The organism is Xanthomonas sp. NCPPB 2632, from assembly GCF_041228075.2.
In the GTDB taxonomy this organism is placed as follows: Bacteria; Pseudomonadota; Gammaproteobacteria; order Xanthomonadales; family Rhodanobacteraceae; genus Luteibacter.
Window position 1 is genome coordinate 97,225 of record NZ_CM192979.1, and the last position, 21,519, is coordinate 118,743.

General features: G+C 68.0%; 14 protein-coding genes. 6 read left to right on the plus strand and 8 right to left on the minus strand.

Annotated elements, in window-relative coordinates; genetic code table 11:
• Positions 1-45: 45 nt before the first annotated feature.
• From AB8808_RS00410 to acpA, 3 genes are all read right to left on the minus strand, one after another.
• Entirely contained in the window at positions 46-1,443 is a 1,398-nt protein-coding gene (locus AB8808_RS00410; RefSeq protein WP_369931302.1) for an alpha/beta hydrolase, read from the minus strand.
• A 390-nt stretch (positions 1,444-1,833) separates the two neighbouring features.
• Positions 1,834-1,992, minus strand: a complete 159-nt coding sequence (locus tag AB8808_RS00415; protein WP_369925768.1) for a hypothetical protein — start codon at positions 1,990-1,992, stop codon at positions 1,834-1,836.
• Positions 1,993-2,169: 177 nt separating this feature from the next.
• Entirely contained in the window at positions 2,170-3,849 is a 1,680-nt protein-coding gene (gene acpA, locus AB8808_RS00420; RefSeq protein WP_369925770.1) for an acid phosphatase, read from the minus strand.
• Between the two features lie 234 nt (positions 3,850-4,083).
• Here acpA and glnA point away from each other — a divergent pair, with 234 nt between their 5' ends.
• From glnA to AB8808_RS00435, 3 genes are all read left to right on the plus strand, one after another.
• Positions 4,084-5,496, plus strand: a complete 1,413-nt coding sequence (gene glnA, locus AB8808_RS00425) for a type I glutamate--ammonia ligase (protein WP_369925772.1) — start codon at positions 4,084-4,086, stop codon at positions 5,494-5,496.
• A 73-nt stretch (positions 5,497-5,569) separates the two neighbouring features.
• Positions 5,570-6,346 (plus strand): glutaminyl-peptide cyclotransferase, encoded by a 777-nt coding sequence (locus AB8808_RS00430; RefSeq protein WP_369925774.1) that lies wholly within the window; start codon positions 5,570-5,572, stop codon positions 6,344-6,346.
• A 135-nt stretch (positions 6,347-6,481) separates the two neighbouring features.
• Entirely contained in the window at positions 6,482-7,645 is a 1,164-nt protein-coding gene (locus AB8808_RS00435) for an OprO/OprP family phosphate-selective porin (RefSeq protein ID WP_369931303.1), read from the plus strand.
• 14 nt (positions 7,646-7,659) lie between these two features.
• Here the strand turns inward: AB8808_RS00435 and AB8808_RS00440 are convergent, their stop codons facing one another.
• The 5 genes from AB8808_RS00440 to AB8808_RS00460 form a co-directional block, all read right to left on the minus strand.
• The gene (locus AB8808_RS00440) at positions 7,660-9,333 is read right to left on the minus strand and encodes an alpha/beta fold hydrolase (RefSeq protein ID WP_369925776.1); all 1,674 of its coding nucleotides are present in this window, start codon (positions 9,331-9,333) and stop codon (positions 7,660-7,662) included.
• Positions 9,330-11,051, minus strand: a complete 1,722-nt coding sequence (locus tag AB8808_RS00445) for an alpha/beta fold hydrolase (protein ID WP_369925778.1) — start codon at positions 11,049-11,051, stop codon at positions 9,330-9,332. The genes AB8808_RS00440 and AB8808_RS00445 overlap by 4 nt, the downstream gene beginning before the upstream one ends.
• A 122-nt stretch (positions 11,052-11,173) precedes the next feature.
• The gene (locus tag AB8808_RS00450; RefSeq protein ID WP_369925781.1) at positions 11,174-11,950 is read right to left on the minus strand and encodes a 3-hydroxybutyrate dehydrogenase; all 777 of its coding nucleotides are present in this window, start codon (positions 11,948-11,950) and stop codon (positions 11,174-11,176) included.
• Positions 11,951-11,953: 3 nt separating this feature from the next.
• Entirely contained in the window at positions 11,954-14,131 is a 2,178-nt protein-coding gene (locus tag AB8808_RS00455; RefSeq protein WP_369925783.1) for a glycoside hydrolase family 3 N-terminal domain-containing protein, read from the minus strand.
• Between the two features lie 148 nt (positions 14,132-14,279).
• Positions 14,280-16,781: a response regulator gene (locus AB8808_RS00460; RefSeq protein ID WP_369925785.1), complete on the minus strand. Its 2,502-nt coding sequence runs from the start codon at positions 16,779-16,781 to the stop codon at positions 14,280-14,282.
• Positions 16,782-16,981: 200 nt separating this feature from the next.
• Between AB8808_RS00460 and AB8808_RS00465 the strand changes: the two genes are divergently transcribed.
• The 3 genes from AB8808_RS00465 to AB8808_RS00475 are packed head-to-tail and all read left to right on the plus strand — an operon-like array spanning position 16,982 to position 21,514.
• Positions 16,982-17,746 carry an ABC transporter ATP-binding protein gene (locus AB8808_RS00465; protein WP_369925788.1) on the plus strand — a complete coding sequence of 255 codons (765 nt, stop codon included), beginning with the start codon at positions 16,982-16,984 and terminating at the stop codon, positions 17,744-17,746.
• Positions 17,743-20,118, plus strand: a complete 2,376-nt coding sequence (locus AB8808_RS00470; RefSeq protein ID WP_369925790.1) for an ABC transporter permease — start codon at positions 17,743-17,745, stop codon at positions 20,116-20,118. Before AB8808_RS00465 ends, AB8808_RS00470 begins: the two co-directional genes overlap by 4 nt.
• Positions 20,119-20,134: 16 nt before the next feature.
• Positions 20,135-21,514 (plus strand): sigma-54-dependent transcriptional regulator, encoded by a 1,380-nt coding sequence (locus AB8808_RS00475; RefSeq protein WP_369925792.1) that lies wholly within the window; start codon positions 20,135-20,137, stop codon positions 21,512-21,514.
• Positions 21,515-21,519: the final 5 nt, after the last annotated feature.

Sequence of the window (21,519 nt, forward strand, 5' to 3'; positions counted from 1 at the left end):
CTGCACTGTCCGAATATGCTCACACCTGGCACGGCCAATACGTGCTCAGAAGTCGTAGGCAGTCGTCTCGTCGCCACCTTCGACGAACGCGCAGGACGATGCGCGTGCATGGCCGGCCGGCAGCGTACCGTCCACCAGGTAGCGCACGGCGTCGTGTTCGACACACGACGTATCGGACTGCCCCAGCAGTCCGTGCAGTTCGCTGCCGGTGACCGTGATCAGGTGCGCATTGGGATACGTCGGCAGGACCACGCGGCGCGGCCCCTCGATGGGCGTTATGCGGTCGCCGTCGGCGTGGATCATCAGGAAGGGGCGTCCTTCGGCAAGCGTGTCCAGGTCGGGCACGCGTGACGTGCGCGGTCCCCAGTTCGCACAGACCAGCTGGCTGAACGTGTGCAGGCCATCCTCGATCGGATAGGTGAACGCGTCGTTGTCGGCGTGCGCGCGCACGGTGCGCTCGTCACCCCATGACGCTTCGTCGTTGCACAGCACGGCCAGGTTGACGGCGGCGGCGAGCGGATCGTCCAGCACGTCCGTGATGGACTGCAACGGCCTGGGGGTCACATCCCTGTCCTGCGCCATCAACAGGTGCCTGGCCGCCATGCGCAGCACCGGCGCCGTGGCGGCATCCTCGCTGAATTTTTCGCGTGCGGCATACAGGCCCAGCGCCCGCCACCCTTTCCAGCCCTGGTCGTCGAGCCAGCGACTCATGGTCAGGGCGGCGGCGAGACGTTCGGGCGTCGTCAGCATGTCGTGCCAGTACGGCCTGACCGCGGCGTGCAGGACATGCGGCGCCCAGCGCAAGGCGTCCCGATCGGCCGGCTGGCCATAACGCAGCGGGTCCGCCAGCACGGGGCCCAGCACATCCTGGTCGAAATGCTTCTTCTGCGCGTCCATCATCGCGTAGGACGCCTTGGTGTACGACGCGGGAAACACCATGCTGGAATCGAGCAGCATGCGGCCCATGCGATGCGGATACATCGCCGCATACCATGCGCCGACGCGACCGCCGTAGGACGCGCCGTAGAAATGGATGCGTTCCTCGCCGAGGGCGCGGCGCACGTAATCCATATCGTGTACGTGCTGTTCCGTGCTGAGGTAGCGCGCCTCCGGCGAACGCGTGCAGGCGCTGGCCGTGGCGCGGGCGTCGGCGACCAGTCGTGCCCAGTTGGCATCGTCGCGATGCGTCGGCAGGAAGGCGAACGTCGTGGTGAGATCGCGGGTGCAGTCGAGTGTCCAGCCACCGGACAAACCCCGGGGTATCACCGCGACGATGTCGTAGCGATCGACCAGCTCCCGCTTCATGCCATGCAGCGGATCGTCGTGTGGCCAGGAGGCGAATGCCGCACCCAGCGCGGGCACGAACAAGGCGGGCTGCCCGCCGGGGCCGCCGACGTTGACGAAAAGTACGCCCTTGCGGTGTGTCGAGTCCGCGGCGGCCATACGCACGGCGCCGACTTCGATGGTACGTCCATCGGGCTGCACATGATCGAGAGGCACGCGAAAGCGCGCGCAGCTCAGTCGGCCATTGAACTCATTGTCGTTCTCGGTGACCAGTGTTCGGTCGCAGGGCAACCACTGGATGCGCGGAATGTCTTGTGCAGGTGACGCGCACAAAGCGTTCCCTGACAAAACGTACAGGCCAGCTAGTGCCACGGCGAGGCAGCCACTGGAGCGGTGGCAATGAAGAGAAGCAGGCATGCGACTTTCCCTGACGGTGTTCGGGAGTCGCAGTCTGGACGCCTCTACCTGTTTGTGGCAGAAGCCTTTGGTTCTACTTGAACTGAGTAAGTCACGCGCAGGCGTGTAGGAAAACGCCTGCGCTAAGTCGACTTACTTAGCTTTCTTGTCAGCCGGTGGCGAGGGCTGCTTCGACTTATCTGAGTCGCTGGATCGCTTTTTATCGTTGTTACCCGGGTCTTCCGTGTCAACAACGAGCGCGGCCACGTCATCATCCTCGAACGGACTGCTTTGGGGCTTGTCAGTGGACATGAGCATGACTCCTTAGTGGGTGTGATCCATTTCTACGCCACCCTGAGCTGGTTTCCATAGATGCTTATCAGATCTTTTTTTGTTGTTTCAAAGAACGACAGTCACTTAACTTCTGGCAATCCCAATACGCGCACCGATTTAATGGGCCTTCGTGACGTCCGAAGTCACCGAGGTAGTTCAGTAGCGATTGAAATCGAGCGTCTCCGTCAGATCACCCGGCGCCGTCCCGCCAGTGGCGATCATCGCGTCCTCACGCAGTTTGAGCCCGGGCAGTTTCTCCAGCCCGAAGCGACGAGTGAGGAAGCGCGCGATGGAGCCCGTGTCGTAGATGGTGTGCTCCACGTGGCCCTTCTTCGCATAGGGCGAGACGACCAGTGCGGGGATGCGCGTACCCGGGCCCCAGCGATCGCCCTTCGGCGGAGCCACATGGTCCCACCAGCCACCGTTCTCGTCGAAGGTGATCACCACCAGCATGTCCTTCCACTGCGGGCTGTTACGCAACGCATGCACGACCGTGGCGAGGTGGCGGTCTCCGGCTTCCACGTCGGAATAGCCGGCGTGCATGTTGAGGTTGCCCTGCGGCTTGTAGAACGCCACGGGCGGCAGCTTGCCGGCGGCGATATCCGCGAGGAAGCGGTTGGTGGCCGCGGTTTCGCCCAGGCCGCCGTCACGCAGGTGGCGCTTGCGTGCGTCGGTGCCCGGGGCGAGCGATACGAAGTAATTGAGCGGCTGGTGGTGCGGCTGGAAGTTGGGGGTCTGCGGGAAGCGGGCATCGTCGCCGTCGCCCTTGCCGTCGAGGGCTGCCTGGAAACCGCCGGCATACCAGGCCCAGTCGATGTCCTTCGCCGAGAGCATGTCGCCGATGTGCCTGTGCGTTTGCGGTGGCAGCGTGTTGGCGCTGGTGGCGTCGGCAAGCAGCGGATTCTTGCGATCCACGTTGAAGCCGGGCGAGTAGGGTGGCCCGATGGTGTTCACGGCCCAGAAATCGGGCGTCAGCGTGTTGTGGTTGGCGAACTTCGGCTTGCCGTCCATGGCGCTCTTCGGCGAGTCCTCGGCCATCTTCAGGCGATGGTCCAGCGGATCGCCGCTTTCGGTCACTGCGATGTTGAACTGCGCCGGACTCTTGTCCGCCGCGGGATAGAACGGCGGCTGCGCGGCCACGAGGTACTGGTGGTTGAGGAACGAGCCACCGAAAGCGCCCATGAAGAAGTTGTCGCACAGCGTGAACTGCGCGGCGATGTTCCACAGGCGCAGGTGCACCGGCGTGCTGGCGTAGCGGCCCATGGTCAGTGCGCCGTTGTCGCCCCATGCGACGAAGCCGTCGTTCCTGCCACCGTTGATCTGCAGCTGGTTGTTGTAGAAGGCGTGGACGAGGTCGCGCGTGACCACGCCATGCGGCAGCGGTGTGCCGTCGCCGGTATGCAGCGCCCACGGCGCGTTCGGCAGCCCGGTGATGTCCTTCTCGCCGACCTTGTACGTGGCGTGGTCCACCACCTGTTCGTGCGGCACCATGCCGTCCCAGATCGGCGGCAGGGTCTTCAGCGGCGTGCCGTCGCGATCGCGCTGGACCAGGCGCTCCGTGGGCACCGCGCCCAGTGGCTGCTGCAACCCCGGGAAATCGCCGAACAGGTTGTTGAAGCTGCGGTTCTCGGCGTAGATCACCACCACGTTGCCGATGTGCTTTTCGAGCAGCGCGTCCAGCGCGGCGCCGGTCGGTGCCGGCCCGGGCGTCTTCTTGCCCGCCGCGGTCACGTCCTGCACGCCACCCAGCGCCAGCAGCGCGCCGGTGGTGGCCATGCCCCCCAGTAATCGGCGTCGCGCGGTATCGGGGGTATCGGTGTCGTTTTTCTTGGTCATGGCCGCTCGGCGTGCGTCGACCCTGGGTGCGGGCGGACGAAGGGGGTGGGTGGGAGAAGACGAAGGGTAAACGAACGGCGTCCGCCGGTCGCGTCCCAGGCGCGCTCCGGGCGGGTGCAATCGAATCCATCATGCACCTTATTGGTGCAATCGAGCGGATGTCACGCGGGCGTTTTATGATGCCGGGGCCTGAACCGGATCGCTTCCGACCCCACCCCCATTCGAGGTTTGCCCATGTCCGCCGCTTCCAAAGTGCTGAACCTGATCCAGGACGAGGAAATCGAGTTCGTCGACCTGCGCTTCGCCGACATGCTCGGCAAGCACCACCACGTCACGTTCCCCGCTCATGCCATCGACGAAGGCACCTTCGAAGACGGCAAGATGTTCGACGGCTCGTCGATCGCCGGCTGGAAGGGCATCAACGAATCCGACATGGTGCTGATGCCGGACCCGGAAACCGCCCACCTCGATCCGTTCAGCGCGCACAAGCAGCTGATCCTGCATTGCGACGTGCTCGAGCCCAGCACCATGCAGGCCTACGGCCGCGACCCGCGCTCGATCGCCAAGCGTGGCGAAGCCTTCCTCAAGTCCACCGGTATCGCCGACACGGCCTTCTTCGGCCCCGAGCCCGAGTTCTTCATCTTCGACTCGGTGCGCTGGCAGAACGACATGGGCCGCGTGTTCTACGAGATCGGCTCGGAAGAAGCGGCCTGGTCGTCGCGCTACAAGTACGACGGCACCAACAGCGGTCACCGTCCGGCCGTCAAGGGCGGCTATTTCCCGGTCAGCCCGGTGGACACCCTGGGCGACATGCGCGCGGACATGTGCAAGGTGCTGGAGTCGCTCGGCCAGGTGGTCGAAGTGCACCACCACGAAGTGGCCAACGCGGGCCAGTGCGAGATCGGCACCCGCTTCAACACCCTGGTGAAGAAGGCCGACGAGCTGATGACGATGAAGTACGTCATCAAGAACGTCGCGCACCAGCAGGGCAAGACGGTCACCTTCATGCCCAAGCCCATCGTCGGCGACAACGGCTCCGGCATGCACGTGCACCAGTCGCTGTCGAAGAACGGCGAGAACCTCTTCGCGGGCGATCTCTACGGCGGCCTGTCGCAGACGGCACTGTGGTACATCGGCGGCATCTTCAAGCACGCCAAGGCCATCAACGCGTTCGCCAACTCCACGACCAACAGCTACAAGCGCCTGGTGCCGGGCTTCGAGGCACCGGTCATGCTGGCCTACTCGGCGCGCAACCGTTCGGCGTCCTGCCGTATCCCGTACGTGTCCAGCCCGAAGGGTCGCCGCATCGAGATCCGCTTCCCGGATCCCATGCAGTCGGGCTACCTGACCTTCACCGTGCTGATGATGGCCGGCCTGGACGGCATCCTGAACAAGATCGACCCGGGTGCACCGGCCGACAAGGATCTCTACGACCTGCCGCCGGAAGAAGAGAAGAACATCCCGCAGGTGTGCGCCAGCCTCGACGAGGCCCTGGCCGCGCTCGACAAGGATCGCGACTTCCTCAAGGCCGGTGGCGTCTTCACCGACGATTTCATCGACAGCTACATCGCGCTGAAGATGCAGGAAGTGACCCGCTACCGCGCCAGCACCCACCCGCTGGAATTCCAGATGTACTACGCGCTCTGATCCCGGAGCCGGTACATTCCGGAAAGAGGGGCGCTTCGGCGCCCCTCGCCCGTTCTGGCGCAAGGCACATGTCATGAGAACGCTTTCGATCCGCATGCCCACCCTGGCCCTGTCGGCGTTGCTGGCCTTCAGCGGCACCGCGCCGGCCGCCGATATCCCGGTGTACCGCTACACCGTGGTGCACACGTACCCGCACGATCCGCAGGCCTTCACTGAAGGGCTCTTCTACGACGGCGGCTTCCTCTACGAAAGCACGGGGGAATACATGGGTTCGGGCGTGCGCAAGGTGCGCCTGGACACCGGCAAGGTCGTGCAGCAGCTGGACACCCCGGCGGGCTACTTCGGCGAAGGCATCATTGTCACGGGCGACCGCCTGCTCCAGCTGACCTGGCGCGACGGGGTGGGCTTCATCTACGACCGCAAGACCTTCGCGCCCCTGGGCACGTTCCGCTACCCCGGCGAGGGGTGGGCGTTGACGCGTGACGCTAAGCACCTCTACCTGAGCGACGGCACGCCCACCCTGCGCGTGCTCGACCCGGACACGCTGGCGCAGACCGGCACCATCGAGGTCACGGCCGACGGCGTGCCCCTGCGCATGATCAACGAGCTGGAGTGGGTGAAGGGCGAGATCTTCGCCAACGTCTGGCAGACCGATCGCATTGCGCGCATCGATCCGAAGACCGGCCATGTCACCGGATGGATCGACCTCGGCGGCCTGGTCGACCATCGCCGCATGGCCGATCCGGCCGACGACGTGCTCAATGGCATCGCCTACGACGCCGTCCACGACCGTCTGTTCGTCACCGGCAAACGGTGGCCGAGCGTGTTCGAGATCCGCCTGAAGCGCTGAGGCGCCGGCCTCTTCACCACCCGTTCGCAAGATTGAGTGGATTCTCAGCCCTGTCGTATCGCTTTTGAATAACGCCTGCCGTGACCCACGGCAGCCAGGGGAGACCAGGGTTTGAAGAAGATTGCCTTAGCCGCGATGGCGCTGCTGGCGCCCGTGTGCGCGGCCGCCGCCGATCCATCCGCTGTCGCTTACGACTGGCGCAGCAACTGGCCCACGCATGTCGTGCTGGGCGACGGCACCGACATCGGCATGTCGTTGAAATACCAGTTCGACCTCAATCGCTTCGCGCACGACGATGGCGTTTACGAAGACGCGCAGACGAACCGCCGCAAGGAGTTCGGTATCTTCGCGCGCAAGAAGGGGGTCTACGACGCCACGGCGGTGTTCGACTTCCAGTCGCGCACGTGGCTGGACGTGTTCCTGCGCGTGCAGACCAAGGCCGTGCTGGGCGACGACGCCGGCGCGGTGCGCGTCGGCTTCATGAAGACGCCGGTCGGCTTCGAGGGCAACACCAGCACGGGCAGCACGTCGTTCCTGGAGCCGTCGCTGCCCATGCAGGCGGTTTACGCCAACCGCCGCATCGGCGTGGACTGGGCGCTGACCCGCAAACAGTACCTGGTGCAGTTGGGCTACTACCACGGTGGCAACCTGCAGGGCGACCTGGACGGGCGCATGCTGGCCGGACGCGCCGCCTGGACGCCGCGCAACGCACCGGGCGATGTCGTGCACCTGGGCCTGTCGCTCTCGCGGGAAACCCCGCAAGGCACGACCGACGGCCGGGGGCGCTACACCCCGCCCAACGTGCGCCTGCGCGCGCTGCCCGAGGCCGGCCTCATCACGCAGCGCCTGATCGACTCCGGCACGCTCGGCGTGGCCGACCATGTGGACCGGCGCGGTGCCGAAGGCCTGTGGATCGGCGGACCCTGGTCCGTCCAGGGCGAATACCTGGACGCGCGCGTCAAGCGCGTCGACAAGCCGGCGTACGTCGCGCACGGCTGGTACACGTTCGGCAGCTGGGTCGTGACCGGTGAGTCGCGCGCCTACAACGGCGGCAACGTCGGCGACGTGGTGCCCAAGGGCCCATGGGGCGCGGTGGAGCTGCTGGTGCGCTACAGCACGCTGGACCTGGACGACGGCCCGGTGCTGGGCGGCCGCGAACATGACTGGACGCTCGGCGCCAACTGGTACGTCACCCGTTACCTGAAGCTCCAGGGTAACTATGTCCGGGCGACCAGCGACCGTCGCGACCTGCGCATCGACCCGCACATCGTCGAGGTGCGTGCGCAGGTGATGTTCTGACCGATGCGAAAGGATCACGTCTCGTCGTGCACCGGTGTGGGTGACGGCGTGATCGGTGCCGGCGTCGCGGACGGGGATGGCAGGGTGGGCGTCGGTACGGGCGCCGGCAGGTCGGCCAGCGGATGGATGGGCGTGGCGTCGCAGTCCAGCGTGCGCGATGCCTCGTCGACGCCGACGGTGCCGTCCAGCAGGTAACGCGCCGCCGCGCGCTCCACGCAGGCCGAGGCCGTGAAGTTGAACAGCCCGTGCACCGCGGATCCCTTCGCCACCAGCAACCGCGCATTGCCGAAGCGCGCAAGGATGGCCTTCGCTCCGGCCATGGGCGTGGCCGTGTCCTTCTCCGACTGGAGCAGGAGGAACGGCGGCACGTGCGCCAGTGGTTCCAGGTCGGGTTGTCGTGCACCCGGGGTACCCCAGCGTCGGCACACCAGCTGCTCGAGGATTTCCTCGCCGTCGTTGATCAGATAGGCGGCCGCATTGCGTTCGGCCATGGCGCGGATCTGCACGTCGGACAGGTACCAGGTGGAGTCGTTGCAGGCCACCGCCTGGCGGACGGAATCGCCGTCCTGGCCCATGTTGAACTGTGGCGTGGTGGGTCGGGGCTTCACGTAGAGGCTTGCCAGTTGGGTGGCCGCCCAGCGAATGGCGCGATGGGTGTCGGGGTCGGGGCTGAACGTGGCGCGCCTGATCCGTGCATCGAACTCGCGCGCCCCCGAGATGCCGTCCTGCCTGATCCACTCGGACAGACGAAGCGCGGCCGCCAGCCGGTCCGGCTGGTCGAGCACGTGGAACCAGGCCGCGCGTGCGCGTGCCGGCAGGGTCTCCACGGCTTCGCTGACCGAGAGCGGATCGGTCAGCCCGTAATGCAGCGGTGCCTTCAGCAACGGCGCCAGCACCTCGTCCAGGAAGAACGCGCGCCGCGCGTTGAGCGATGCCTCCAGCGCGGTGCGGAAGTCGTGGGTGAAGATCATGCTCGAATCCAGCAGCATGCGACCGGTGTGCGTGGGGTACATCGCCGCATACCACGCTCCCACCTTGCCGCCGTAGGAGATGCCGTAGAAGTTGAGCGTGGCATCGCCGAGGATGCGCCGGACCATGTCCATGTCATGCACATGCTGTTCGGTGCTGGCGTAGCGCGCCTCGGGCACTGCGGTGCACGCGTCGGCCACCGCCTGCGCATCCTCGATGGCCAGCTGCCAGTTGGCGTCGTCCAGGTGCGTGGGCAGGAAGGCATGCCGTGGCGGCAGGCCGGTCACGCACCGAAGCGCCCAACCGGGTTCCAGTCCGCGCGGGATCACCGCAACCAGGTCGAAGCGCTCGGCAAGCAGGCGCTTGGCCCCGTCACGCGGATCGTCGGCGGCGGTGCGCGACCAGCCCACCGCGATCGACCGGAGCAACGCCGCAGGGTTGGCCCCCGGGCCGCCCTTGTTGAAGAAGATCGCGCCTTGCCGCCGCCGGGGTGACATGGCGCGAACACGTACCACGGCCACGTCGATCTGCCGGCCGTCCGGCGCGACATGGTCAAGGGGCGCGCGCAGGGTGCCGCACTGGAGACGATCACCCAGCGCCGCGGCACCCGGGCCGACCAGCGTCGGTGGACAACTCGTCCAGGCGATCTGCGGATCGGCAAGGCAAGCCACGGGCACCAGCGCAAGGGCGAGCGCGGAAACCAGCCGGCGCGCGGTCATGGCCGTGCCCCGCGCATGGCCATGCGGCCATCGCGTGCCAGCCCTTCCGCCAGGCGGTCACGCCATTGCTGTACCTTCGGGGCCTCGGTGAACCGGTCGACGGTGGGTTGGCCGGCATCGGTCCTCGCGGACGAATCGACCTGGCACTCGGTGAGTTGCTCGCTGGGCACACGGGCGTCGAGCAGGAAGCGGGCACCGGTACGCTCGATGCAAGCCTCATCCGTCAGGGTGAAAACGCCGTGCCGGTCGTGTCCACGCAACACCAGCGCCGAGGCCGCAGGCAGTGCGTTGATCATGTTCAACGCACCGGCGATCGGCGTGAGCGTGTCGAACTCGGAGGCCACGATGAGGATGCGCCCGGCGCGCGCCAGGCGCGCGATCGGCGGCCGCACCGCGTTGGGGCCGGTCCAGAATACGCAGGGATTGAGGAGGTCGGCACTGTGCGCCGCGGGGTAGTCGGCCGCGTAGCGCGCGATGGTTTGCTGCCAGATGCCGGCGTCGCGGATGCCGGGTGTGTCGTTGCAGGGCACGGCCACCATCATCGCCGAGGCGGGCGCCAGCGATGAGGGCAGCCCCATCTGGGTGGGCCCATACACGGCGTAGAGCATGCGCCGCGCTTCGTCGCGGATACGCAGGTTCACGTAGGCCATGGGATGGAAAGCAGCCGAGGCGATGCGCGCAGCCATCGCCTTGCGTGTCAGTCCGGGAGCCTCCTGCAACCAGTCCGCCATGGCCTGGGCGGCTTTCAGGCTTTCCGGCGAGCGGAACTCGCCGGTCCACGCGAAGCGGACACGGTAAGGCAAGCGGGTCATGGCCCCACGCACGTCCGCTTCGCTCGTGCCCAGGCCGTACGTCGCTGGCGCGGCGATCGCCGGTTTCGCCACGAGACGGTCGAAGCGCTCCTGTTCCGCCTTGCCCGAAAGAAGGAAGTTGTCCTCCATGGTGGCGGTGAAGTCCATCGTCGAGTCGAACAGCATCCGACCGACCTTGTCGGGATAGGTGGCGCCATACCACGCGCCCAGCCAGGTGCCGTAGGACACGCCGAAGAAGTTGAAGGTGGTTTCGCCGAGCGCGCGACGAACCAGGTCCAGGTCGTAGACCGTCTGTTCCGTCGTGATGTACGGATGCAGCGGATCGGCGCGGCAGGCGTCCGCCATCCGTCGTTGCAGCAGGTCGAAACGGGCCGTGTTGGCCGCGGTGCGGTCCAGCAGCACGGCGCGGATCACCGGGAATTCGCCCACGCAGTCCAATGGCGTGCTGCCCGGCATGCCCCTGGGAATCACCGCGATCAGGTCGAACGCGTCGGCCATGCGCTTCTTCTCGCCGTGCACGGGGTCGCCGGGTTTGGCATGCATCCAGATGGCGGCCAGGGTCACGGCGAACGTACCGGCATCGCCGCCGGGACCGCCGGGATTGACGAACAGCGCGCCCTGGCGCTTCGTGGCATCGGCAGCGGCCACGCGCACCACCCTAAGCGTGATGTTGCCCTCGGCGGGGCGGTGATGATCGCGCGGCACCCCGACCGTGCCGCAGCGAAGCCGGTCACCCAGCAAGGGGAAAAAGTCGGGGCTGGCGTCGTCGGCCGTGCACGCCGACCAGGCGATATCGCGCGTGGGTACGGAGGGCACGTTGTAAGGCGCGGCCATCTGGGCAGCGGAAGGCACGGCGAATGCCGTGAGCAGGCCGGCCGAGAGGGCCAGTGAACGTCGTGGCGTCATGGGTGCATCCTTGGCGCGGGGAAGCCGGCCGGGGGACGCACACGTTAGTGAGTGGGTGACAGTCGACGTAGCGGGCGATGCCTCGGAGTGATCTGGGCGAGCCCCTGCATCTGCGTGGCGTTTTACTGCATGTGCCAGCCGTGCGAGACCAGCAGCGACTGCCCGGTCAGTGCGTTCGAACCGAAGCCGGCGAGGAACAGCGCGGTCGCGGCGATGTCTTCCAGTGTGGTGAATTCGCCATCCACCGTGTCGCGCAGCATGACGTCACGGACCACGGCGGCCTCGTCGATGCCGCGTGCCTTCGCCTGTTCCGGAATCTGCTTCTCGACCAGCGGCGTGCGCACGAAGCCCGGGCAGATCACGTTGGCCCGGATGCCGTGCGCGGCACCTTCTTTCGCGATCGTCCGCGCAAGCCCCAGCAGGCCATGTTTCGCGGTGACGTAGGGTGCCTTCAACGGCGAGGCCACATGGGAATGGGCCGATCCCATCAGGAGGATGGAACCGCCCCGGCCTGCCTCGACCATCTGGCGCATGGCGGCGCGCGTGGTGAGGAAGGCGCCGTCCAGGTGCACGGCAAGCATCCGCTTCCAGTCCGCGAAGGACAGTTCGACCAGCGGGGCGATGATCTGCACGCCCGCGTTGCTGACCAGGATGTCGACGGGGCCCATTTCGCGCGACACGCGGGCGAAGCCGTCGTCCACCTGGGCCTCGTCGGTCACGTCCATGCCGATGCCGATCGCACCCGGGCCCATCGCGGCTGCGGCCGCGATGGCCTTGTCCCGCGCGATGTCGGCCACGACCACACGTGCGCCCGCGGTGGCATAGGCGGCGGCGATGGCCTGACCGATGCCGCTGGCTGCGCCGGTCACCAGGGCGACCTTGCCGGTGAGATCGTGCATCGCTCAGGGGCCGCCGAGCACGAAGGTGGCGGCTTCGCCCTGCTGCGACGACCCAGCGACCCAGACCTGGAAATCGCCCGGCTCGGCCTCGAAGGTGAGACCGTCGCGATGGGTGAAGGCGAGGTCGCGGCGGGTGAGTTCGAAACGAACCTCCGCGGACGCGCCCGGCGCGAGGAAGATCTTGCGGAACGCCTTGAGCTCGCGCACCGGTCGTACGCGACTGGCGACGCGGTCGTGGATGTAGAGCTGCACCACTTCCTCGCCTGCCACCGCACCCGTATTGGTGACGGTGGTGGACACCACGAGGGTCTCGTCCCAGCCGACGGTGGCCTGCATGCGGGGCGCGTCGTAGGCGAAGGTGGTGTAGCTGAGGCCGTGGCCGAACGGATACAGCGCCTGGAACGTCACCTCGCGATAGCGTGCCTTGAAGGCCGGCGGCTGGTCGGCCAGCTCGGGGCGACCGGTGCGCAGGTGGTTGTAGAAATACGGCTGCTGGCCGGCATCTTGCGGAAAGCTGACGGGCAGGCGGCCGGCGGGGTTGTAGTCGCCGAACACCACGTCGGCGATGGCCGGGCCGGTCTGGCTGCCGAGGAACCAGGTGACCAGGATGGCGTTGGCATCGCGCACGGCGCCCGTGAGCGCCAGGGCCCGGCCGTTCTTCAGCAGCACGACCACGGGCGTGCCGGTGGCGGCCACCGCCTCCGCCAGCGCCTGCTGGGCCGGCGGCACGACGATCTGCGTACGCGATTGCGCCTCGCCGGAGTAGACCTGCGGCTCGCCGATGGCGAGCAGCACCACGTCCGCGCGCTTCGCGGCGGCGACGGCCTCGTCGATGCCGCCGTCGAGCGCCTCCTCGATGCCGCTGCCGGCCACGACTTCCAGCGCGTCGCCGGCGGACAGCGCGGCGCGCAGGCCCGCTTCGATGTTGACGTGGCGCGCCTTGTCGCCGAACAGCGTCCAGCAGCCTTCGAGGTTGTCCACGTCGGCACCGAACGGTCCGATCAGCGCGATCTTCTGGCCGGACGTGCGCAGCGGCAGGATGCCGTCGTTCTTCAGCATGACGATGGAGCGGCGCGATGCGTCGCGCGCCAGCTCGGCATGCGCCGCGTTGTTCGAGGTGTCCGCCTCGACGGAGGCATCGAGCGAACGGTAGGGACGGTCGAGCAGGCCGATGGCGTGCTTCACGGTGAGTACGCGACGCACGCCTTCGTCCAGTACGTCCATCGGCACGTCGCCGGCGGCGACCAGGTCGGGCAGGTGTTCGGCATAGAAACCGCTCTGCATGCTCATGTCCACGCCGGCCACGAAGGCCAGGCGGGTGGCATCGCGCTCGCCGTCGGCAAAGCCGTGGGCGATCAGTTCCATGTCGGCGGTGTAATCGGACACGACCAGACCGGGAAAGCCCCACTCGCCGCGCAGGATATCGGTCATCAGTTCGCGGTTGGCCGACGCGGGCACGCCGTTGATGTCGTTGAAGGCGCTCATGAAGGTGAGTGCGCCGGCATCGACGGCGGCCTTGAACGGCGGCAGGTGCACGTCGCGCAATGTCTGCGGCGAGATGTCCACGGCGTTGTACTCCATGCCGCCGGCCACGGCGCCGTAGGCGGCGAAGTGCTTCGGCGTGGCCAGCAGCGCGTTGTCGGCGGTAAGGTCCGGACCCTGGAAGCCGCGCACGCGCGCGGCGGCGAATGCCGAACCCAGCACCACGTCCTCGCCGGCGCCTTCGGCCACACGGCCCCAGCGCTGGTCGCGGGCGATGTCCACGGCGGGCGCGAAGGTCCAGTGGATACCCGCGGCGGTGGCTTCCAACGCCGTGGCCCGCGCGGTGCGCTCGGCCAGTGCCGGCTCGAACGTGGCGGCCTCACCCAGCGGGATCGGGAACACGGTGCGCATGCCATGGATGACATCGGCACCCAGCAGCAACGGGATGCCCAGGCGGCTTTCCTCGACGGCGATGCGCTGTGCCTCGCGACCCTCCGCGGCGCCCACGCCGTTGAACAGCGCGCCCACGCGGCCGGCCCGGATCTGTTCGCGGATTTCCGCAGCGCCCAGCGCGTTGGCTTCCGGATTGATGTCCGGCGCGAACGGGCGCAGGGCGTCCGCGAAGCACCCCAGCTGGCCGACCTTTTCTTCGACGGTCATGCGGGCGATCAGGTCTTCGATGCGGGGATCACGGTTCATGGTTCGGCCTTGGAAAGCGATGGACACGCGAGCGGACGCGTCAGGCGGGCAAGGATACCGGCATCGCGCCACGATGTGGGCACGTAAATACCGTTACATGTAAACGATTACGCCGTTGGGGCGCAATGACTCCGTGTGGATCGAGCGGCTACGTGCCGACTGGCGCCGGCGTGGAAAACAGGCGCGTCACCGCCTGGTTCAGCGCGGCGGAACCGTAGGGTTTGGCCAGCACCACGCTGTGAGGGTCGGCGGGCAGCCCGGCCGTGCCCGCATGGCCGGTGGCGAAGACGACAGGCAACGTCGGCCGCCGCTCGCGCAGCGTGGCCGCCAGTTCGATGCCGGACATGCCGGGCAGGCCCACGTCGGTGATCAGCAGGTCGGCTTCCGCCTCGTCGAACAGGGCCACGGCACGATGGCCGTCGCCGGCCTCACGTACATCGTGCCCGCGCAATTGCAGCATCTCGACGACGGTGCTGCGGACCAGCCAGTCGTCCTCCACGACGATGATGCGTACCGCGCGGGTGGCCGGCGGCGCGGCCGGCGCGGCGACCTGGGCCGCGGGGTCGCCCGCGTTACGCAGCGCCTGCGCCGAGAGGATCTGGCGAAGCCGTCGCGCCAGCGTCTCGCGGGTGTATGGCTTGCTCAACAACTCCACCCCCTCGTCCAGGCGGCCGCCGTGCACGATGGAGTTCTCGGTGTAGCCCGAAGTGAACAGCACGGCCACGCCGGGCAGGCGTTCGCGCGCCTTGCGCGCCAGTTCGGGGCTTTTCAGCGCGCCGGGCATGACCACGTCGGTGAACAGCAGGTCGATGGGGATGCCGCTGTCGATGATCGACAGCGCGCTCTGCGCATCGCGTGCCTTGAGCACCCGGTAACCCAGGTCGGCCAGCATGGCGACCACGATCTCGCGTACCGAGTCGTCGTCCTCCGCGACCAGCACGGTCTCGGTGCCGCCGGTCACGGGTCCGGCATCGACGTCCACCACGATGTCCTCGGACTGCGTGGTGCGCGGCAGGTACAGCTTCACCGTGGTGCCTTCGCCCGGCTCGCTGTACACCTTGATATGCCCGCCCGACTGCTTGACGAAGCCATACACCATGGAAAGGCCCAGCCCCGTGCCGCGTCCCTCCGCCTTGGTGGTGAAGAACGGCTCGAACACCTTGTCGACGATGGTGGCGTCGATGCCGTGCCCGGTATCGGTCACCGCCAGCAGCACATACTGGCCCGCGGCCACCTCGGCATCGTCCAGTGCATCCACGTAGCTGGTATCGAGGTACGCGTTGCCGGCCTCGATGGTCAGCCGGCCCTGGCCGTCCATCGCGTCGCGGGCGTTGATCGCCAGGTTCAGCAGCGCGTTCTCCACGTTGCCCGGATCGATCAGCGTGTTCCACAGGCCGCCGGCGACGATGGTTTCGACCTCGATGGCCTCGCCCAGCGTGCGGCGCAGCAGGTCGTCCATGTCGCGGATGAAGCGCCCCACGTTCACCACCTTGGGTGCGAGCGGCTGGCGCCGGCCGAAGGCGAGCAACTGCGAAGCCAGCTTGGAGCCTCGAGCGACGCCCGCCAGGGCGTGGCGCACGCGTCGCTCCGCCCGCTCGTTGCCGCCGACATCCTCGGCCAGCAACTGCAGGTTGCCGCTGATGACCTGCAGCAGGTTGTTGAAATCGTGCGCCACGCCACCGGTGAGGTTGCCTATCGCTTCCATTTTCTGGCTCTGGCGCAGGGCATCCTGGGTGCGCATCAGCTCGGCGGTGCGCTCGGCGACGCGCTCCTGCAACGTGGCCGCGAACGTGGACAGCTCGTTCTCGGCCCGCTTGCGCGCGGTGATGTCCATGACGATGCCGATGAACCGGCGCCGGGCCTGCCCTTCGTGGGCGATCACCTCGCCACGGCGGGCGATCCAGCGCACCTCCCCGGTGACCGGGTCGAGACGCCGGTATTCGGTGTAGTCCAGGGGATTGGCACGCTCCAGCCGCTGCGGCGCGGCCTCGTTGCGGTCGTCCGGATGGAGCAGGCGGCTGAGCATGGCGTCGGTGACCGGCCCCTCGGCGGGCAGGCCCCAGATGCGCCGGTACTCATCGGAGACCTCCAGCCGCCCGGTTTCCGGGAACCACTCGAACGAGCCCACGCCACCGGCTTGCTGGGCGATGCGCAGGCGTTCCTCGACCTCGACGCGCCGCGTGGTCTCTTTCAGTACGGCCAGCACGGCCAGGGGTACGCCGGAAGCATCGACGACGGGGCTGAAGTCGATGTGCAGCCAGACGTCCTCCGATTCGCCCGAGCGATTCAGCACCACGTGCTGGTCGCGGTAGGCGAGCGCGCCACCGGCCAGCACCACATCGAGCACGTTGCGGTGGAAGTCGGCCAGTTCGGGCAAGGCGTCCGCGATGGGCCGCCCCAGGATGTCCGGGTGGCGCATGCCGGCAATGGCGCGGTAGGCGTCGTTGTAGAAGAACACGCCGTCGGTGCCGTAGAGCAGCGCCATGGGTGCATCGGCGCGCAGCACCGTGGCCAGCGCATGCTGGAACGCGACCGGCCAGGCGGCGGCCAGGCCCAGGCCGAGGGTCGACCCGTCCAGATCGTGGATCATCCGCCCCAGTTCACGGTCGTGGGGGAGGAACCAGGTGGTATCGGTCGGGGGAACGGCCATGCGGCGGGGCCTTGCGGTGATGGCGGGGGCGACGCGGGATGGTAGCGCAAGCGGCCAGGACCGCCGCCGCCGCCTTCGGTAAGGACTGACCGATAAGCGGATTCGGCAAGACGCATCAAACAGCCGCGCGTGCATCCGGGCCCTGCACCACAACGCGAAGTTGCCGCGCTAGTCTCCCGACGAACCGCAGGAAAATGTGCATGCCAGCGCCACCGAAAGATCCCGTCATCGCGATGCGCGGCGTGGCGAAGGTGTTCCGCTCCGCGGGCATCGAGAACCATGTCCTGACGGATATCCATCTGGAGGTACGGCAGGGGGAATTCCTGGCCGTGGCCGGACCCTCGGGGTGCGGCAAGACCACGCTGCTATCGCTGATGGGCCTGCTCGACGTGGCCACCGAGGGCTCGCTCGTCTTCGAAGGCGCCGCGGTCGAAGGCCTCGGGCGCGCTGCGCGGGCACGGCTGCGCAACCAGCGCATCGGCTACGTGTTCCAGGCGTTCAACCTCATCGGCGACCTGGATGTATTCGACAACGTGGCGTTGCCGCTGACCTATCGCACGTCGATGGGGCGCGAGGAACGCCGGCGGCGTGTGCTGGAGGCATTGGACGACGTGGGCATGACCCACCGGATGCACCATTTCCCCTCGCAGCTTTCCGGGGGGCAGCAGCAGCAGGTGGCGGTGGCCCGGGCCCTGGCCGGCAGTCCGGCGATCCTGCTCGCCGACGAGCCGACGGGCAGTCTCGACCTGGCCAGCGGCGAGCGGATCATGACCTTGCTCGGCCGCCTGCACGGCGAGGGACGCACGATCTGCATGGTGACCCACGAGGAACGCTTCCGCTGGGCGGCCGACCGCACCGTCCGCTTGCTCGACGGCCGCGTGGTGGACGAGAGCAGCTATGCGCAATGGCGTCGCGAGGAGGCCTCCGGCCTGGACGATCGCCGGCTGGCGGAGCCTTTCACATGAGTGGATGGGTGGCGTCCTGCCTGCATGCCTGGGCTGCGATGCTACGGCGTCCCGGCTTCTTCGTCCTGGCCGTGTCGACGCTGGCGATCGGCATCGCCGCGCTCTCCGCGGCGTTGACGCTGGTCGACGCCCTGCTGTGGCGGCCGCTGCCTTTTGTCGACAGCGAACGGGTTGCGCTGTATGGCGCACGCTACCGGGACGACCCCACGCCCATCGCCTCGCCGCGGTATGTCGCGGCGATGGACGATCTGCCGGGAGTGGCCTCGCGCGGTGCGACCCGACTGCCGCGAGCGATGAACGTCATCTTCGACGAACGGCGCTGGCTGCTCCACGGACAGGGAGTGGACGCCGGCTTCCTGGACACGCTGGGCGTCGTCCCGGCCCTCGGCCGCAACCTCACGGACGAATATGGGGCGATGGTCTCCTACGACGTCTGGCAGCAACGTTTGGGTGGACGCAAGGATGTCGTGGGGCATTCGCTCACGGTGGAAGGCCACCGCCTGTCCATCGTCGGCGTGCTGCCGCGGGGTTATCGCTTCCTGACGGACGTGGACGTGGTGGTGCCGCTGGGCATCGCCGGGGCCGACGACGACACGGCCGAGAACCTGATCCCCGTGGCGCGGCTCGGGGCGGGCATGCATGTGCAGGCCCTGTCGGATGCCGTGGCGGCGCGTGCGCGGGCACAGGCCGGCCGTCCGGGCATCGATACGGGCGACGGCGCCGACTTCGGCGCCACCTCGCTCAGGCACGTACTGACCTGGCAGGCGCGTCCGGCGTTGCTGGGCATGCTGGGTGCCGCCGTGGGCGTGCTGGTGATCGCGGGCATTAACCTATCCAACCTCATGCTGGGCCGGGGCCTGGCCCGTTCGCGCGATACCGCCATCCGCATAGCGCTCGGCGCCCATGCATTGACGCCCTGGTCCATCGCCGCCGCGGAAGCCGCGGCGATCGGCCTGGCTGCTGCCGCCCTCGGCGTTCCGCTGGGCGATGTGGTGGTGGACGTCTTCCGCGACGTGGTGCCCGCGGCCTGGCGCAGTACCTCGTTACCCGTCGAGGCGTCCACCACGGTACGTTGGCTCACGGGCTGCGCCGATGCCCTCCTAGTCGCGGTGGCGGCGGCCTCCGCCTCCGTGCACGATCGGATCGACGACCTCCTGCGGGAACGTGTGGCCATCGCGGGGAGCGCCGGGCCCGGGCGGATGGCGCGTTACGCACGCCGCGGCATGGTGCTGGTCCAGGCGGCCATGGCCAGCGCACTGCTGGTGTTCGGCGTGGCGGCCCTGGCCCGATGTCTGCGCCTGGAAAGCATCGCACCGGGCTTCGATGCCAAGGATGCCTATTTCGCACCGTTGCAGCCCGACATGGTTTCCTATCCCGCGCGCACCGATGTGTCGGACCTGTTCGATGCCCTTCGCCGGGACACGTACAGGGCTTCGCCGGATGGCGCGATGGGCTTCACCAACCTGTTGCCGCTGGGCGACGGCCTGGTCATGCCTTTCCTGGACGCCGCCGGTCGCCGGCACTTCGTTCGCTACGCCATCGTGACCCAGGGCGCGGCCGAGGCGATGGGACTGAACCGGTTGCTCGGCCGGGCATTCGATGCGGGCGATCACGCCGGCACTCCACGGGTGGCATGGGTCAACCAGACGTTCCGGCAAACCATGGGTGGTGGCCTGGGCGATATCGCCCGGCCCGACTCGCACCTCGCCCCCATGCCGCCCCTGCGCATCGTCGGCGTCACGGCCGACACGCGCGTCGCCGGCGCCGGCGAACGCGCCGTGGCCACGGTGTTCGTGCCCCTGAAGCAGGTCGATGCCACGGTGTTCACCTTCATTCGCCGGCTCATGCCGATGTACGCGGTCTGGCGTCGTTCGCCGGTGGGCTCGACGGACAATGGCGACGCCTTCGAGCGACGACTGCGCACCGTCGCGCCCGGGCTGGCCGCCGGCGACACCCGGCCGCTGGGCGACCTGGTGCGTGCCGTGACCGCGGCCGCCCGACGGAACGCGGTGCTGCTGTGTGCGCTCTCGCTCGCGGCTCTGTTCCTGGCCGCCGTGGGCCAGTACTCCAGCCAGTCGGTCGACATGGCTGGCCGACGTCGCGAGCTGGCGCTGCGCGTGGCCCTGGGTGCACCGCAGCGGCGCCTGGCCCACGACGTGGTGACGCGTTACCTTTCGATCGCCTGCCTCGGCGCCTTGCTGGGCGTGGCCGGTGTCCTGTTGTCCCGGTCGTATACGCGCGTCGACGACATCGATGGCGTGGTGGTGGCCGTGGCCTGCCTGGTCTTCGTCACCGCGGCGTTGGTTGCCGCGGTGGTGCCGGGATGGCGAGCCATCACCATGGAACCGCTTGCCGTTCTGCGTGGCGGCTGAGAGGAGAACAGATCCGATGTACGGAAACGCCACCGACCCGTCACTGCCGGTGCTGATCGTCGACGATCATCCCGATATCCGCCTGTCGTTGCGCATCCTGATGCGCTCCGAGGGCATCGCCTCGGTGGAAGCCGATTCGCCCGCGGCCGCCTGCGATGCCGTCGTACGGACGAACTTCGCCTGCGCCATCCTCGATCTGAACTACGGCGTGGACACCACCTCCGGACTCGAGGGGCTGGACCTGATCGCACGCCTGCGCCACGACATGCCCGAGCTGCCGATCGTGGTGATGACCGCCTGGGGCAGCGTCGACCTGGCCGTGCGCGCCATGCGGATCGGCGCGGCGGATTTCATCGAGAAACCGTGGAACAACGCGCGCATGGTGCACACCGTGCGCTCGCAGATCGCCCTGCGGCAGATGCGCGAGGAGAACCTCCGGTTGCGCACGGAAACCTCGCTGTCGCGGCAGTCCGCCGATGTGATGCGGGTGTGCGAGTCGTCGGCCATGCGGCGGGTGGTGGAACTGGCCTCGCGGATCGCCGGCGGCGATGGGAACGTGCTGGTGCTGGGCGAGAACGGCAGCGGCAAATCGTTGCTCGCCCGCGAGATCCATGCCTTGTCGCCGCGCGCCGAGCAGCCGCTCATCCGCGTCGACATGGCCAGCCTGTCGGAGGTGCGCTTCGCCGGGGAGATGTTCGGCGAGGAGTTGCCGTCGCCCCGGCCCGGCCGGTTCGAACTGGCGCAGGGGGGCACCCTGATCATGGAAGAGGTGGGCACCATTCCGCCGCCGCAACAGGCCAAGCTGCTGCGCCTGCTGGAGGAGGGCGAGTTCGAGCGGTGCGATTCCCTGCATACGCGGCGCATCGATGTGCGGGTCGTTTCCACCAGCAATGCCGACCTGGAGGCCGCCATCCGGGCGAACCGCTTCCGGCGCGACCTGTTGTACCGGCTCAACGCGATGCAGGTCCGCCTGCCTTCGCTGCGGGAACGCGTGGAAGACATCGTGCCGCTGGCGCGCCATTTCCTGCTGCGCGAGTGTGTGCGGCGTGGCAGGGGTGGCATGGCGCTCACGCCCTCGGCGGAACGTGCCCTGCGCAACTATCCGTGGCCGGGCAACGTGCGCGAGCTGGAGCATGTCGTCGCACGCGCCGTCCTGCTGGGCCGTCATGACGACATCGACGCGGAAACCCTGGGTCTCTCGGCGCCGGAGCCCTTGCCGCTGCTGCTCGACCGCCTGACCCTGCCCGAGGCGGAGGAGATGCTGGTCCGCCAGGCACTGGAGCGGCACGACAACAACCTGCAGCGCGCCGCCGATGCCCTGGGCATATCGCGGCAGTCGCTGTACCGGCGCCTGGAAAAGCACCGCGCGAGGGGCGGGTTCGACCCGGCGGCCTGACGACG